Raw genomic sequence first — 15,210 nt, 5'->3', positions numbered from 1 at the left:
TGAGGAGGACGTGACGAACGTTCCGCCATCCAGTAATATAGCGCCCTTTCCATTCCTGGACCCAATTTTGACGCATCTCCGATTCTCCATGGAGATGATCAACTATTGCCTGCAATTAAAGAACTAAAGAGCCGAACATATATGCCTTTTACACTTGGTCAACGCTGGATTAGCGACACAGAGAGCGAACTGGGATTAGGGACGGTCGTTGCGCTGGACGCGCGCATGGTGACCCTGCTTTTCCCCGCCATCGGCGAAAACCGTCTGTACGCACGCAACGACTCCCCGATCACCCGCGTGATGTTTAACCCGGGCGACACCATCACCAGCCATGAAGGCTGGCAACTCCAGGTTGACGAAGTTAATGAAGAGAACGGCCTGCTGGCCTACACCGGCACCCGACTCGACACCCAGGAAGCCAACGTTACCCTGCGTGAAGTGCTGCTCGACAGCAAGCTGGTTTTCAGCAAACCGCAGGACCGTCTGTTCGCCGGACAGATTGACCGTATGGATCGTTTTGCCCTGCGCTATCGCGCGCGCAAATTCCAGAGCGAACAGTACCGCATGCCGTGGAGCGGCCTGCGCGGTCAGCGCACCAGCCTGATCCCGCATCAGCTGAATATCGCTCATGACGTTGGCCGCCGCCATGCGCCGCGCGTCCTGCTGGCGGACGAAGTGGGTCTGGGTAAAACCATCGAAGCCGGGATGATCCTGCATCAGCAGCTGCTCTCCGGCGCCGCCGAACGCGTACTGATTGTCGTTCCGGAAACCCTGCAGCACCAGTGGCTGGTGGAAATGCTGCGCCGCTTTAACCTGCGCTTCTCGCTGTTTGACGATGAGCGCTATGCCGAAGCGCAGCACGATGCAATTAACCCGTTTGAAACCGAACAGCTGGTGATCTGTTCGCTGGATTTCGTACGCCGCAGCAAGCAGCGTCTGGAACACCTGTGCGAAGCGGAGTGGGATCTGATGGTCGTTGATGAAGCGCACCACCTGGTCTGGAGCGAAGACGCCCCGAGCCGGGAATATCAGGCGATTGAACAGCTGGCCGAATGCGTGCCGGGCATTCTGCTGCTCACCGCGACGCCGGAGCAGCTGGGAATGGAGAGCCATTTCGCCCGTCTGCGCCTGCTCGACCCCAACCGTTTCCACGACTTCGCCCAGTTTGTTGAAGAGCAGCAGAACTACCGTCCGGTTGCCGACGCCGTCGCCCTGCTGCTGGCCGGCAATAAGCTGAACGACGCCGAGCTGAACGCGCTGAGCGATCTGATCGGCGAACAGGATATCGAGCCGTTATTGCAGGCCGCCAACAGCGATCGCGATGATGCCCAGGCCGCTCGTCAGGAGCTGGTGTCAATGCTGATGGACCGCCACGGTACCAGCCGCGTGCTGTTCCGCAATACCCGTAACGGCGTCAAAGGCTTTCCGAAACGCGAGCTGCATACGATTCGTCTGCCGCTGCCGACCCAGTACCAGACGGCCATCAAGGTTTCCGGCATTATGGGTGCCCGCAAAACGGCCGAAGAGCGCGCCCGCGACATGCTCTATCCGGAGCAGATTTATCAGGAATTTGAAGGCGATACCGGTACCTGGTGGAACTTTGACCCGCGCGTTGAATGGCTGATGGGCCATCTCACCAGCCACCGCTCGCAGAAAGTACTGGTGATCTGCGCTAAAGCAGCCACCGCGCTGCAGCTGGAGCAGGTTCTGCGCGAGCGCGAAGGCATCCGTGCCGCGGTGTTCCACGAAGGGATGTCAATTATCGAACGCGACCGCGCCGCCGCCTGGTTCGCCGAGGAAGATACCGGCGCTCAGGTGCTGCTGTGTTCTGAAATCGGCTCGGAAGGCCGCAACTTCCAGTTCGCCAGCAACCTGGTGATGTTCGACCTGCCGTTCAACCCGGATCTGCTGGAGCAGCGTATCGGTCGTCTTGACCGTATCGGCCAGGCCCACGATATTCAGATCCACGTTCCGTATCTGGAAAGAACCGCCCAGTCGGTGCTGGTGCGCTGGTATCACGAAGGTCTGGACGCGTTCGAGCACACCTGCCCGACCGGCCGTACCGTTTACGACAGCGTGCATAATGAACTGATTAACTATCTCGCCGCGCCGGAAAATACCGACGGCTTCGACGACCTGATCAAAGCCTGCCGCCAGCAGCATGAAGCGCTGAAAGCGCAGCTGGAACAGGGCCGCGATCGTCTGCTGGAGATCCACTCTAACGGCGGAGAAAAAGCCCAGCAGCTTGCGGAAAGCATTGAAGAACAGGATGACGACACCAGCCTGATCGCTTTCTCCATGAACCTGTTCGATATTGTCGGCATCAACCAGGACGACCGTGGTGAAAACCTGATTGTCCTGACCCCCTCCGACCATATGCTGGTACCGGACTTCCCTGGCCTGCCGGAAGATGGCTGCACCATTACCTTTGAGCGTGACGTCGCCCTGTCCCGCGAAGACGCGCAGTTCATCACCTGGGAGCATCCGCTGATTATCAACGGTCTGGATCTGATCCTCTCCGGCGATACCGGCAGCAGCACCATCTCGCTGCTGAAGAACAAAGCGCTGCCGGTAGGTACCCTGCTGCTGGAGCTGATTTACGTCGTTGAGGCCCAGGCGCCGAAGCATCTGCAGCTCAACCGCTTCCTGCCGCCGACGCCAGTGCGCATGCTGCTCGACAAAAACGGCAACAACCTTGCCGGTCAGGTGGAGTTCGAAAGCTTTAACCGTCAGCTGAGCGCGGTAAACCGCCACACCGGCAGCAAGCTGGTCAACGCCGTCCAGCAGGACGTCCACGCCATTTTGCAGCAGGGCGAAGGCCAGGTGGCCAAAGCGGCCCAGGCCCTGATCGACGCCGCGCGTCAAGAAGCCGACGATAAGCTGTCGGCCGAACTGTCGCGCCTTGAAGCGCTGCGCGCCGTTAACCCGAACATCCGCGATGATGAACTGGCGGCTATCGAGAGCAACCGTCAGCAGGTCATGGACGCGCTGGCGCAGGCGGGCTGGCGCCTGGATGCGCTGCGCTTAATCGTGGTCACCCACCAGTAACGGAACGCGAATATGGCGATGGAAAACTACAATCCGCCGCAGGATCCCTGGCTGGTTATCCTCTACCAGGATGAGCACATTATGGTGGTCAACAAGCCAAGCGGCCTGTTGTCCGTACCGGGCCGGCTGGCTGAGCACAAGGACAGCGTGATGACGCGCATTCAGCGCGATTTCCCGCAGGCCGAGTCGGTGCACCGGCTGGATATGGCGACCAGCGGCGTGATTGTGGTAGCCCTGACCAAAGCGGCAGAGCGCGAGCTTAAGCGGCAGTTCCGCGAACGCGAGCCGAAAAAGCAGTACGTCGCCCGCGTCTGGGGGCATCCGGAAAAAGCCGAGGGTCTGGTGGATTTACCGCTGATTTGCGACTGGCCGAACCGGCCAAAGCAGAAGGTGTGTTACGAAACCGGCAAAGCGGCGCAAACCGAGTATGAAGTGCTGGAGTTCGCGACGGACAACACCGCCCGCGTGCGCCTGAAGCCGATTACCGGACGTTCGCATCAGCTGCGCGTGCATATGCTGGCGCTGGGCCATCCGATTCTTGGCGACCGCTTTTATGCGTCGCCGGAAGCGCTGGCCATGGCGCCGCGTCTGCTGCTGCACGCTGAAACCCTGACCATCACCCATCCGTCATTCGGTAATACGATGACGTTCCGCGCGCCGATCGACTTCTGATCGTTCAAATCTGTCCCGGGTCTTGCCGCCAGCGGCATACCCGGGCAATTCTTCGCTCATCATCGCAGCGGAACACCGGCGTTAGTCGCGGGCAAACCACGCATCAATCATCTGCTCAACGCGGGCGACAACCTCCCCGGTGTCATGACGGCGGCTGCGCGCGCAGGCGTGCGCAGGTTCATCGCACAGCAGGCAGCGGCGCTGGTTTTCCCCCATTGACTCACGGCCAACCAGGCCATCTTTCGGGCAAATAACGTCGATATCCCACAGGCGGCCCAGCGGATGGGTATGCTCAAGATCGGTACAGAAGGCTTTGATTTCACTGGCGGCGTGATCGACGCACCACAGCGCTTCCGGCCCGGTCGGCAGCCACAGCACCTGGCGATCCAGCGTCTGCCAGCGGTGTTTCCACAGCATCTGATCGCAGGCCTGCAGCGCTACGCCCATCATATTACGGTAGCGAATGCTGTCTTTCACCGCGCCCGGGGTCACCAGGGTCAGCGAAATCACCGGCCGCTGATAATGGGCTAACCAGTCGGCCTGGCGCGCGGCGCGCTGCTCTTTCGCCGCCAGCAGCGCTTCCATGCTTACGCCCTCACGGGCGAGAGTATCCACTGACATTTGTTTCTCTCCTCACTCAATTACAGGCAGCGGACAGGCTGCCGTCGCAGTCGCGAATAATGGCGCTGATTGTATCGCTAAACGATCCCTGTTTTGGAGACGGGGCGCAGATATTTTCTGCGCCATTTAGCACGAAAAAGCAGACTTAGCGGTTATAAAAAAGTTAAATCAGGCCAGAAAGTGACTGAGGAACAGCAGACCCAGCGAAACATTAATCGCGCCGCCGATCCTGGTTGCGATCTGCGCGAACGGCATCAGGTTCATGCGGTTGCCGGAGGTCAGTATCGCCACGTCGCCGGTACCGCCCTGACCGCTCTGGCAGCAGGAGACAATCGCCACGTCAATCGGGTACATGCCAATCTTTTTGCCGACCAGGAAACCGGTCGCCACCAGCGCCGTTACGGTGCTGATAATCACCAGCAAATTGGTTACGGTAAACGCGTTGACCAGCTCCTGCCACGGGGTGATCGCCACGCCGACGGCAAACAGAATCGGATAGGTGACCGCCGTGCGGAAGAACTTATACACCATCTTCGATCCCTCCTGCAGGCGCGGAGAGACGCCGTTCACCAGCTTCAGCAGCACCGCGAGGAACAGCATGCCCACCGGCGCGGGCAGGCCGATGGTCTTCTGCCCCAGCATGCCCAGCATATAGAGCAGCACCGCCAGCAGCGCGCCGGAGGCCAGCGTCGTTACGTCCATTTTGCCCTCGACGGGCGTTTCGCGATGCGTCTCGTTGCGGCGGTTCGGCATCAGCTGTCCCTCACCGGTCAAATGCGGAAAACGCTTGCCCAGCTGATTTAAACAGCCGGAGATAACAATCGCCGTCAGGCTGCCCAGCATCACCATCGGCAGCACGCGCCCAAGCGCCACGCCCTGATCCATATGCATCAGCGCGGCGTAGCCAATCGACAGCGGGATCGCTCCCTCGCCGACGCCGCCGGCCATGATCGGCAGGACGATAAAGAAGAATACCTGGAACGGCTCCAGCCCCAGCGCGGTACCGACGCCGACGCCAACGACCATGCCGACGATTTCTCCGCACAGCATCGGGAAGAAAATCCGCAGAAAGCCCTGAATCAGCGTGGTGCGGTTCATGCTCATAATGCTGCCGACGATAATGCAGCAGATATAAAGATAAAGAATGTTGGTCGACTTATAGAATTTGGTGGTCGATTCCACCACCACCTCCGGCAGCAGGCCGTAATGAACCAGCGCAGAAGGAATAAAAGTCGCGCAGATGGCCGCTGCGCCAAGCTTACCCAGAACCGGCAGGCGTTTGCCGAATTCACCGCAGGCAAAGCCGAAAAAGGCCAGCGTCGCCACCATCACGACGATATCGCTCGGCAGCTTGCCGCCTAAACAGTCCAGGGCAATCAGGCCGCCGGCCAGCAGAAAGAGCGGCAGCGGGATAATACCGACTTTCCAGTTATCGAGGATATGCCACCAGCGCTGCTTAAGCGGCGCTTTCGGGGTATTGATAGGGTCGATGGTTGCAGAGAATGCATTGTCTGTGGTGCTCATAATTAAGCCCTCTGGTTATTATTATTTTTCAGGTTAGAGGGCCATCCGCAGAGTTAATGTGAGGATCGGCAGATTAAAAAAGAAGTTTTAATGGTCACTATGGTTTTTATGGTTTCTATTATTATTGTGAAACCGCTCTGATTTATGGTCGTGGTTTTTAAGGTTTTTAAATCCAGCGCCTGATTAACCTTGATAAATTCCGCGCCAGCAGATAATTGTGGTTTCCGGACGCCTGCGAAGGGGGTCACCGTTTTCCCTCAGCCACGATGTCGGTATGGCCAAAGATGATACAGTGCCGCATCCCTGATACGGTGCAATAGAATTATGAAGGTTTCATTTCAATTTAAGCTGTTCATTTCACTGGTCGCTTTTTTCTCAGTGCTTTTCGCGCTGCTGGGCGTGTATTACTATTTTGACGCCAGCCGTCAGCTCTATCAGGAAATGAGCGCCCGCGCGAAAATACAGGCGCAAGAAATTGCCCTGATGCCGGATTTACGCCAACAGGTCGCGCGTGAAGACGCGCTGGCGATAAAACCTTTTATGCAAAATATCGCCGCCCACAGCGACGCCAGCTTTATTGTCATTGGCGACAGGCGAGGCGTGCATCTGTTTCATTCGGTCCACCCGGAATGGGTCGGCACGCGGCTGGTTGGCGGCGATAACCAGCCGGTGCTGGAGGGGAAAAGCGCCACCACCATCCGCAAAGGGGGACTGGGGATTTCCCTGCGCAGCAAAGCGCCGATTTTCGACGATGCGGGCCGGGTCATCGGTATTGTTTCCGTCGGCTACCTCACCAGCTATCTCGACAGCATCACGCTGGAAAAAGTCATCAATATCTTTGTCGCCGCGGTGCTGCTGTTGATTGCGCTGTTTATCTTCTCCTGGTACTTCACCCGCAGCATTAAGAAGCAAATTTTCTCGCTGGAGCCGCGGGAAATCGGCCTGCTGGTGCGCCAGCAAAAGGCGATGATGGAGTCGATATACGAAGGGGTGATCGTAATTGACCATCACCGGCGTATCGAAGTGATAAATCATGCCGCCCGCAGCCTGCTCGGACTGAGCCAGCCGGCGCATCAGCTGCGCGGTAAGTCTATCGATAGCGTCATTACGCCGCAGCCGTTTTTCGCCAGCGGGGAGATGCTCGAAAACGATACCCACGACGAGCTGTGCCGCTTTAATCAGCTGACCGTTCTCGCCAGCCGGGTGCGTATCCTGCTGGAGAGTGAACTGCAGGGCTGGGTGATCACTTTCCGCGACCGCGACGAAATCAACTCGCTGAGCGCCCAGCTCAGCCAGGTGAAGCGCTACGTTGATAATCTGCGCATCATGCGCCATGAACAGCTGAACCGTATGACCACCCTTTCCGGCCTGCTGCATATGGGCCACTATGATGAGGCGATTCGCTACATTCAGGCGCAGTCGGAGCATGCCCAGGAGCTGCTGGACTTTATCTCATCGCACTTTAATTCGCCGACGCTGTGCGGTCTGCTGCTGGGCAAAGCCGCCCGCGCGCGGGAAAAAGGGGTTGAACTGAGCTTTGACCCGGCCTGCCGCATTGACCGTCCGCTGCCGTCATTGATGGAGTCCGAGCTTATCTCTATCATCGGTAATCTGCTGGATAACGCTATCGAGGCTACCCAGCGCGCCGAACTGCCGCACGAACCGGTCGAGATTCTGATTCAGCTCAACGCCCGGGAATTAATGATTGAAGTCGCCGACCGCGGCGTCGGTATTCGTCCGGAGATCCGCGAGCATATTTTTGAGCGCGGCGTCACCACCAAAACCCGCGGCGATCACGGTATTGGCCTGTATCTTATTGAGCGCTACGTTACCCAGGCAGGCGGCACAATTGAAGTGGCCGACAACGCCCCGCGCGGCGCGATTTTTACGCTGTTTATCCCCGCCAGCGGGCCAGCCCATCCGCAAGAAGAGACGCACTATGCATCATGACCTGGTCGATGTTCTGATCATCGAAGATGAAAGCGAACTGGCGCGGCTGCACGCCGAGCTTATTCAAAAACACCCGCGCATGCGGCTGGCAGGCATGGCGGCCTCCCTCGCCCAGGCGCGGCAGAGACTCAACGCCAGGCCGCCCCAGCTGGTGCTGCTGGATAATTATCTGCCGGACGGCAAAGGGGTCACGCTGATGAACGACCCGATCATGGCCCAGGCTAACTGTTCGGTGATCTTTATCACCGCCGCCAGCGATATGGAAACCTGTAGTCTGGCAATCCGCAACGGCGCCTTCGACTACATTCTTAAGCCGGTGTCATGGAAGCGCCTGAGCCAGTCCCTTGAACGGTTTGTGCAGTTTTACGATCAGCAGCGCGAGTGGAAGATTGTCGACCAGCAGAACGTGGATTCGCTGTATCAGCTACAGGCCAAAAACTATCGTGCCGATAGCGGTAGTAAAGGGATTGAAGAAAAAACGCTGGCGCTGGTGCAAAATCTGTTTACCGGCGATCAAGAACGCTGCTTTTCGGTCGATGACGTGGTGAGCGAGGCTGGATTGAGCAAAACCACTGCTCGTCGCTATCTGGAGCACTGCGTGGAAATCGGCTTTCTGGAGGTGGAAATGCTGTACGGCAAGATTGGCCATCCGCGGCGTATGTACCGCCGCGCCGCCAGCCCATAGTGACGCCTCCCCCGCCCGGGAGAGGCCGGTCGTTCAGAAGCCGCGCTGTTCTTTGATCAGCTCCCAGGCTTTCTGGATCTCCTGCGCTTTCTGCTTAGCCATCTCCATCATTTCCGGCGGTAGCCCTTTCGCCACCAGCTTATCCGGATGGTGCTCGCTCATCAGCTTACGATAGGCGCGCTTGACGGTGGCGGCATCATCAGTCGGTTTTACCCCCAGCACATTGCAGGCATCTTCCAGAGTGGGCCCGCGCTGCGCCTGCTGCCAGCCGGCGTTGCCGCCGCGCTGGCCGTAAGATTGCTGCTGCGACCCGCCGCCGAACTGCGCCCCGCCCTGCATCATGCGCAGGAACTGCTCAAACTGAGCGCGGGAGATGCCCAGCTCATCGGCAATCACAAACAGCACTTCACGCTCGTTGGGATGCAGATCGCCATCGGCAAAAGCCGCCTGCAGCTGAATTTCCAGAAACATCCGAATTAAATCAAAGCGGCCAAAACAGACGCTGCGCAGCTGGCGCATTTTCTCACGCAGCGGATAATCATCTGATTTCCCTACCCGAAACGCGTGCTGTGCCGCCGTCCGCGCTTCGCCATGAAGATTCATGCGATCCATCAGCAAATTGGCGACGTGGATATCGGCTTCGGTGACGCGCCCTTTAGATTTAGTCAGGTGCCCCATCACTTCAAACGTCGTCGAGAAGAACAGCGACTGGCGCTCCTGCTGGTTGGCAAAGACGTTCAGCCGGCGGCTGCGCGCGCGGTCAAACATATGCCCGATTAAAAAGCCCAGTACCACGCCCCAAAAGCCGCCGCCCATCATCAACGCAACCGCAACGCCAATTATTTTACCCAAATACTGCATAGACTCCCCAATCTCTCTGCCGCCAGTTAAGCTATATCTGACCGCACGTTACAAAGCGTTTACGCCTCGGTCAATTGTGGGACATAGCCTATAATTTGCTTTATCATACTCGTCATTCTACACGGTGCCTAACGCTCGGGTTCGAAACGGGCAGGATTAACACTAGCGCGATTTAGACGAGTAAGTTAGGCTCTGACCGTTTGCAAGCCGCTGCCACACGATGACGGAACAACAAATACAACGTATGAAAAAACGTATTCCCAGCCTCCTGGCCACCATGATCGCCAGCGCCTTGTATAGCCAACAGGGCCTCGCTGCCGATCTCGCCACGCAGTGTATGCTTGGCGTCCCAAGCTACAATCGTCCTTTGGTCGAAGGGAAACCCAACGACCTGCCGGTGACGATCGATGCCGATCATGCGAAAGGCAACTACCCTGATAACGCCGTATTTACCGGCAACGTCGATATTAATCAGGGAAACAGCCGGCTGCAGGCCGATGAGGTCCAGCTCCACCAGCAGCAGGCGGAAGGCCAGCCGCAGCCGGTGCGGACGGTTGATGCCCTCGGCAACGTGCACTATGACGATAATCAGGTGATCCTCAAAGGGCCGAAGGCCTGGTCGAATCTCAACACCAAAGATACCAACGTCTGGCAGGGCGATTACCAAATGGTAGGCCGTCAGGGGCGCGGTACCGCTGACCTGATGAAGCAGCGCGGTGAAAACCGCTACACCATTCTGGAAAACGGCAGCTTTACCTCCTGTCTGCCGGGCTCTGACACCTGGAGCGTGGTCGGCAGCGAAGTTATCCACGACCGCGAAGAGCAGGTGGCTGAGATCTGGAACGCGCGCTTTAAGCTCGGTTCAGTGCCGATTTTTTATAGTCCCTACCTGCAGCTGCCGGTGGGCGATAAGCGCCGTTCAGGTTTCCTGATCCCCAACGCTAAATACAGCACCAAAAACGGCGCGGAGTTCTATCTCCCTTACTACTGGAATATCGCGCCTAACTTTGACGCCACCCTGACCCCGCACTATATGAGCAAGCGCGGCGGCGTGATGTGGGAAAACGAATTCCGCTATCTGACCAAAGCAGGGACCGGTTTATTTGAGTTCGACTACCTGCCGTCGGATAAAATTTATCATGACGATCATTCGAACGACAGCAACAGCCGCCGCTGGCTGTTCTACTGGAACCATTCAGGCGTCGTAGACCAGGTGTGGCGTTTCAACGCCGACTACACCAAAGTCAGCGACCCGGACTACTTTAACGATTTCAGCTCCAAATACGGTTCCAGTACCGATGGCTACGCCACGCAGAAACTCAGCGCCGGCTACGCAAATCAGAACTTCGACGCCACCGTATCGACCAAGCAGTTCCAGGTCTTTGACCGCGACTCAAGCAATGCCTATTCCGCCGAGCCGCAGCTGGACGTGAACTACTACCAGAACGACGTCGGCCCGTTTGATACGCATCTTTATGGCCAGGCGGTGCATTTTGTTAACTCGAACAGCAAAATGCCGGAAGCAACGCGTCTTCACCTTGAGCCAACCATCAACCTGCCGCTGTCTAACGGCTGGGGAAGCATCAATACTGAGGCAAAACTGCTGGCCACCCATTACCAGCAAAGCAACCTTGATAGCTACAACGCGACCAACGGCACTGACTATAAAGACTCCGTTAACCGCGTCATGCCGCAGTTTAAAGTCGACGGCAAAATGGTTTTCGAGCGCGATATGCAAGAGAACTATACCCAGACGCTTGAACCGCGCATGCAGTATCTGTATATCCCGTATCGTGACCAGAGTAAGATCGGCAGCTACGACTCAACGCTGTTGCAATCAGACTACAGCGGCCTGTTCCGCGACCGCACCTACAGCGGTCTGGACCGTATTGCGTCCGCCAACCAGGTCTCCACCGGCATCACATCTCGCGTTTATGATGCCGCCGCAGTTGAACGTTTTAATATTTCCGTTGGTCAAATCTACTATTTCACCGAAGCACGTACCGGTGACGACAACATCAACTGGGAGAACAACGACACGCGAGGTTCACTGGTATGGGCCGGGGATACCTACTGGCGCATTACCGACGACTGGGGTTTACGCGGGGGAATTCAGTACGATACGCGTCTGGATAACGTCGCGACCAGCAGCGGAACCGTGGAATACCGTCGCGACGAAAACCGTTTAGTACAACTTAACTATCGTTATGCAAGTCCGGAATACATTCAGGCGACTCTGCCTTCGTATTCCACCGCTAAGCAGTATAAAGATGGTATTTCGCAGGTGGGAATGACCGCCAGCTGGCCAATCGTCGATCGTTGGGCAGTCGTCGGCGCGTATTACTACGATACGAATACCAGAAAGTCAGCGAACCAGATGTTAGGGGTGCAGTATAGCTCCTGCTGCTACGCTATCCGCGTTGGCTATGAACGTAAGATCAACGGCTGGGATAACAGCAGCAGCGAAAGCAAATACGACAATACCTTCGGCTTTAACATTGAGCTGCGCGGCCTGAGCTCCAATTACGGTCTCGGCACCCAGCAGATGCTGCGTTCGAACATTTTACCGTACCAGAGCTCCCTGTGATGTGGCTGGTTTAAACGTAATCCGCAATTGCGGTTAATTGAAATGGAAAAAGTATGAAGAACTGGAAAACGCTGCTTCTCGGTATCGCCATGATCGCGAATACCAGTTTCGCTGCCCCACAGGTTGTCGATAAAGTAGCGGCTGTCGTCAATAATGGCGTTGTTCTGGAAAGCGACGTCGATGGCTTGATGCAATCGGTAAAACTTAACGCCGGCCAGGCCGGGCAGCAGCTGCCGGATGACGCCACCCTGCGTCATCAGATCCTTGAGCGTCTGATCATGGACCAGATTGTCCTGCAGATGGGTCAGAAAATGGGCGTGAAGATCTCTGACGATCAGCTGGACCAGGCTATCGCCAACATCGCCAAACAGAACAACATGACCATGGATCAGATGCGCAGCCGTCTGGCCTATGACGGTATTAACTACAACACCTATCGTAATCAGATCCGCAAAGAGATGCTGATTTCGGAAGTGCGTAACAACGAAGTACGTCGCCGTATTACCGTTCTGCCGCAGGAAGTTGAAACCCTGGCGAAGCAGATTGGCGATCAGAACGACGCCAGCACCGAACTCAACCTCAGCCACATTCTGATCCCGCTGCCGGAAAACCCCACTTCCGAGCAGGTGGCAGAAGCTCAGGACCAGGCCAACTCGGTGGTTCAGCAGGCGCGCAGCGGCGCGGATTTCGGCAAACTGGCGATCACCTACTCAGCCGACCAGCAGGCGCTGAAAGGCGGCCAGATGGGCTGGGGTCGTATTCAGGAACTGCCGGGCATCTTCGCCCAGGCGCTGAGCACGGCTAAGAAAGGCGATATCGTTGGTCCGGTACGTTCCGGCGTTGGCTTCCATATCCTGAAAATCAACGATATGCGCGGCGGCAGCCAGAATATCTCCGTGACTGAAGTTCACGCCCGCCACATCCTGCTGAAACCGTCGCCGATCATGAATGACAATCAGGCCCGGGCAAAGCTGGAGCAAATTGCGGCTGACATTAAGAGCGGCAAAACCACATTTGCTAAAGCGGCAAAAGAGTTCTCTGAAGATCCGGGTTCGGCAAACCAGGGCGGTGATTTAGGCTGGGCAACGCCGGATATCTTCGATCCGGCCTTCCGCGACGCTATTCTGCGCCTCAATAAAGGCCAGACCAGCGCACCGGTTCACTCATCCTTCGGCTGGCACCTGATTGAGCTGCTGGATACCCGCAACGTCGACAGAACCGACGCCGCGCAGAAAGATCGCGCTTACCGCATGCTGATGAACCGTAAATTCTCTGAAGAAGCGGCGACCTGGATGCAGGAACAGCGCGCCAGCGCCTACGTTAAGGTACTGAGCAACTAATCGCATTAGCCTCATACACAACATCACTCAGGGTGTATCGAGGCGGCTCGGCGAATCGCCCTGGTCTCTGACTGGGGCGACGAAGCGCAGCCAGTAAGAGAACGCCTGAAGGATGAAGTGTATGAATCGAGTTGTTATCACTCCCGGCGAACCTGCCGGGATTGGCCCCGACCTCGTTGTGCAGCTTGCACAGCGCGACTGGCCGGTCGAGCTGGTGATTTGCGCCGATGGCGCTCTGTTATCCGACCGGGCAAGCCTGCTCGGTCTTCCTTTATCGCTTCTGCCTTATGACCCTACCGTTCCCGCTACGCCGCAGCGCGCAGGCACCCTGACGCTTCTTCCCGTCGCTCTCAATGCGCCGGTTGAGCCAGGCGTGCTCAACGTCAGCAACGGCAGCTATGTGGTGGAAACGCTGGCCCGCGCCTGTGATGGCTGTCTGAACGGCGAATTCGCCGCGCTGATTACCGGGCCGGTGCACAAGGGTATTATCAACGATGCGGGGATCGCCTTTACCGGTCATACCGAGTTCTTTGAAGAGCGCTCGCAGGCCAGTAAAGTGGTGATGATGCTGGCGACCGAAGCGCTGCGCGTGGCGCTGGTGACCACTCACCTGCCGCTTAAAGCAATAAGCGATGCGATTACCCCCGAGCTGCTGCGGGAAATCATCACCATTCTGCATCACGATCTGCGCACCAAATTTGGCATCAATAATCCGCACGTGCTGGTTTGCGGCCTGAACCCGCACGCGGGCGAAGGCGGCCATATGGGTACGGAAGAGATTGATACCATTATTCCGGTGCTGGAAGAGATGCGCGCGAAGGGGATGAATCTCAACGGCCCGCTGCCGGCGGATACCCTGTTTCAGCCGAAATATCTCGACCATGCCGATGCGGTACTCGCGATGTATCACGATCAGGGCCTGCCCGTGCTAAAATACCAGGGCTTTGGCCGCGGCGTGAATATTACGCTCGGTTTACCATTTATTCGCACTTCCGTTGACCACGGCACCGCGCTTGAACTTGCGGGCCAGGGGAAAGCGGAAGTCGGCAGTTTTATCACGGCGCTTAATCTCGCCATTAAAATGATTGTTAATACTCAATGAATAATCGAGTCCATCAGGGCCACTTAGCCCGTAAACGCTTCGGGCAAAACTTTCTCAACGATCGGTTTGTGATCGACAGCATTGTCTCGGCCATCAATCCACAGAAAGGCCAGGCGATTGTTGAAATCGGCCCCGGCCTCGCCGCGCTGACCGAACCGGTCGGTGAACGCCTCGACCAGCTCACCGTTATCGAGCTGGACCGCGACCTGGCCGCTCGTCTGCAAACGCATCCGTTCCTCGGACCAAAGCTGACGATTTATCAGCAGGATGCGATGACCATGAACTTCGGCGAGCTGTCGCAGAACATGGGCCAACCGCTGCGCGTATTCGGCAACCTGCCGTACAACATCTCGACCCCGCTGATGTTCCATCTGTTCAGCTATACTGATGCCATTGCCGATATGCACTTTATGCTGCAAAAAGAGGTGGTCAATCGTCTGGTTGCCGGGCCGAACAGTAAGGCGTATGGTCGACTAAGCGTCATGGCGCAGTACTACTGCCAGATTATCCCGGTGCTTGAAGTTCCGCCGAGCGCCTTTACGCCGCCGCCTAAAGTTGATTCCGCCGTGGTGCGCCTGGTGCCTTACCGCACGCTGCCGTATCCCGTTAAAGATGTGCGCGTGCTGAGCCGCATCACGACAGAAGCATTTAACCAGCGTCGGAAAACGATCCGCAACAGTCTGGGCAATCTGTTCAGCGTTGAAGTTCTGACCGAGCTGGGCATTGACCCGGCGAAGCGCGCAGAGAATATTTCCGTGGCGCAGTACTGTCAGCTAGCTAACTGGTTATCTGAGAACGCGCCCACCAAGGAGAGCTAACC

Annotated in this window: 11 protein-coding genes; 8 read left to right on the top strand and 3 right to left on the bottom strand. The window is 57.1% G+C overall.

Translation table 11 applies throughout. The annotated features are described in order from the left end of the window. The first annotated feature begins 141 nt into the window (after positions 1-141). Both rapA and rluA read left to right on the top strand, forming a co-directional pair. Positions 142-3,048, top strand: a complete 2,907-nt coding sequence (gene rapA / locus IAE27_RS06565) for an RNA polymerase-associated protein RapA (RefSeq protein WP_004108196.1) — start codon at positions 142-144, stop codon at positions 3,046-3,048. A gap of 12 nt (positions 3,049-3,060) precedes the next feature. Next, the gene (gene rluA, locus IAE27_RS06560) at positions 3,061-3,720 is read left to right on the top strand and encodes a bifunctional tRNA pseudouridine(32) synthase/23S rRNA pseudouridine(746) synthase RluA (protein ID WP_004108199.1); all 660 of its coding nucleotides are present in this window, start codon (positions 3,061-3,063) and stop codon (positions 3,718-3,720) included. An 81-nt stretch (positions 3,721-3,801) separates the two neighbouring features. Here the strand turns inward: rluA and citX are convergent, their stop codons facing one another. Both citX and IAE27_RS06550 read right to left on the bottom strand, forming a co-directional pair. Further along, positions 3,802-4,341 carry a citrate lyase holo-[acyl-carrier protein] synthase gene (gene citX / locus IAE27_RS06555; protein ID WP_004108201.1) on the bottom strand — a complete coding sequence of 180 codons (540 nt, stop codon included), beginning with the start codon at positions 4,339-4,341 and terminating at the stop codon, positions 3,802-3,804. 168 nt (positions 4,342-4,509) lie between these two features. Continuing rightward, entirely contained in the window at positions 4,510-5,865 is a 1,356-nt protein-coding gene (locus IAE27_RS06550) for a 2-hydroxycarboxylate transporter family protein (protein ID WP_070555817.1), read from the bottom strand. 324 nt (positions 5,866-6,189) lie between these two features. Between IAE27_RS06550 and IAE27_RS06545 the strand changes: the two genes are divergently transcribed. Next, positions 6,190-7,815: a sensor histidine kinase gene (locus tag IAE27_RS06545; RefSeq protein ID WP_004108206.1), complete on the top strand. Its 1,626-nt coding sequence runs from the start codon at positions 6,190-6,192 to the stop codon at positions 7,813-7,815. Next, the gene (locus IAE27_RS06540) at positions 7,805-8,500 is read left to right on the top strand and encodes a response regulator (RefSeq protein ID WP_070555815.1); all 696 of its coding nucleotides are present in this window, start codon (positions 7,805-7,807) and stop codon (positions 8,498-8,500) included. Before IAE27_RS06545 ends, IAE27_RS06540 begins: the two co-directional genes overlap by 11 nt. Positions 8,501-8,533: 33 nt before the next feature. On the opposite strand, the gene djlA is transcribed toward IAE27_RS06540, so the two are convergent. Beyond that, on the bottom strand, positions 8,534-9,361 hold the full coding sequence (gene djlA, locus IAE27_RS06535) for a co-chaperone DjlA (protein WP_004108210.1): 828 nt from the start codon (positions 9,359-9,361) through the stop codon (positions 8,534-8,536). Between the two features lie 244 nt (positions 9,362-9,605). On the opposite strand from djlA, the gene lptD reads away from it, so the two are divergent. The 4 genes from lptD (at position 9,606) to rsmA (ending at position 15,208) form a co-directional block, all read left to right on the top strand. Then, complete coding sequence (lptD, locus tag IAE27_RS06530) at positions 9,606-11,948, top strand: LPS assembly protein LptD (protein WP_016807502.1); 2,343 nt, start codon at positions 9,606-9,608, stop codon at positions 11,946-11,948. Between the two features lie 53 nt (positions 11,949-12,001). After that, positions 12,002-13,288 (top strand): peptidylprolyl isomerase SurA, encoded by a 1,287-nt coding sequence (gene surA, locus IAE27_RS06525; protein ID WP_004108221.1) that lies wholly within the window; start codon positions 12,002-12,004, stop codon positions 13,286-13,288. Between the two features lie 112 nt (positions 13,289-13,400). Next, entirely contained in the window at positions 13,401-14,390 is a 990-nt protein-coding gene (pdxA, locus tag IAE27_RS06520) for a 4-hydroxythreonine-4-phosphate dehydrogenase PdxA (protein ID WP_162556099.1), read from the top strand. Further along, on the top strand, positions 14,387-15,208 hold the full coding sequence (rsmA, locus tag IAE27_RS06515; protein ID WP_070555811.1) for a 16S rRNA (adenine(1518)-N(6)/adenine(1519)-N(6))-dimethyltransferase RsmA: 822 nt from the start codon (positions 14,387-14,389) through the stop codon (positions 15,206-15,208). The genes pdxA and rsmA overlap by 4 nt, the downstream gene beginning before the upstream one ends. The last annotated feature ends 2 nt before the right edge of the window (positions 15,209-15,210 follow it).

The sequence above is a fragment of the Klebsiella sp. S69 genome (assembly GCF_016516145.1).
Lineage (GTDB): Bacteria > Pseudomonadota > Gammaproteobacteria > Enterobacterales > Enterobacteriaceae > Klebsiella > Klebsiella oxytoca.
The sequence above is the reverse complement of the archived record's forward strand: the minus strand, read 5'-3'. Positions and strand labels throughout refer to the sequence as shown.

Coding starts and splice junctions, on each gene's coding strand:
- rapA (WP_004108196.1), top strand. CDS start 142: ATGCCTTTTACACTTGGTCAACGCTGGATTAGCGACACAGAGAGCGAA.
- rluA (WP_004108199.1), top strand. CDS start 3,061: ATGGCGATGGAAAACTACAATCCGCCGCAGGATCCCTGGCTGGTTATC.
- citX (WP_004108201.1), bottom strand. CDS start 4,341: ATGTCAGTGGATACTCTCGCCCGTGAGGGCGTAAGCATGGAAGCGCTG.
- IAE27_RS06550 (WP_070555817.1), bottom strand. CDS start 5,865: ATGAGCACCACAGACAATGCATTCTCTGCAACCATCGACCCTATCAAT.
- IAE27_RS06545 (WP_004108206.1), top strand. CDS start 6,190: ATGAAGGTTTCATTTCAATTTAAGCTGTTCATTTCACTGGTCGCTTTT.
- IAE27_RS06540 (WP_070555815.1), top strand. CDS start 7,805: ATGCATCATGACCTGGTCGATGTTCTGATCATCGAAGATGAAAGCGAA.
- djlA (WP_004108210.1), bottom strand. CDS start 9,361: ATGCAGTATTTGGGTAAAATAATTGGCGTTGCGGTTGCGTTGATGATG.
- lptD (WP_016807502.1), top strand. CDS start 9,606: ATGAAAAAACGTATTCCCAGCCTCCTGGCCACCATGATCGCCAGCGCC.
- surA (WP_004108221.1), top strand. CDS start 12,002: ATGAAGAACTGGAAAACGCTGCTTCTCGGTATCGCCATGATCGCGAAT.
- pdxA (WP_162556099.1), top strand. CDS start 13,401: ATGAAGTGTATGAATCGAGTTGTTATCACTCCCGGCGAACCTGCCGGG.
- rsmA (WP_070555811.1), top strand. CDS start 14,387: ATGAATAATCGAGTCCATCAGGGCCACTTAGCCCGTAAACGCTTCGGG.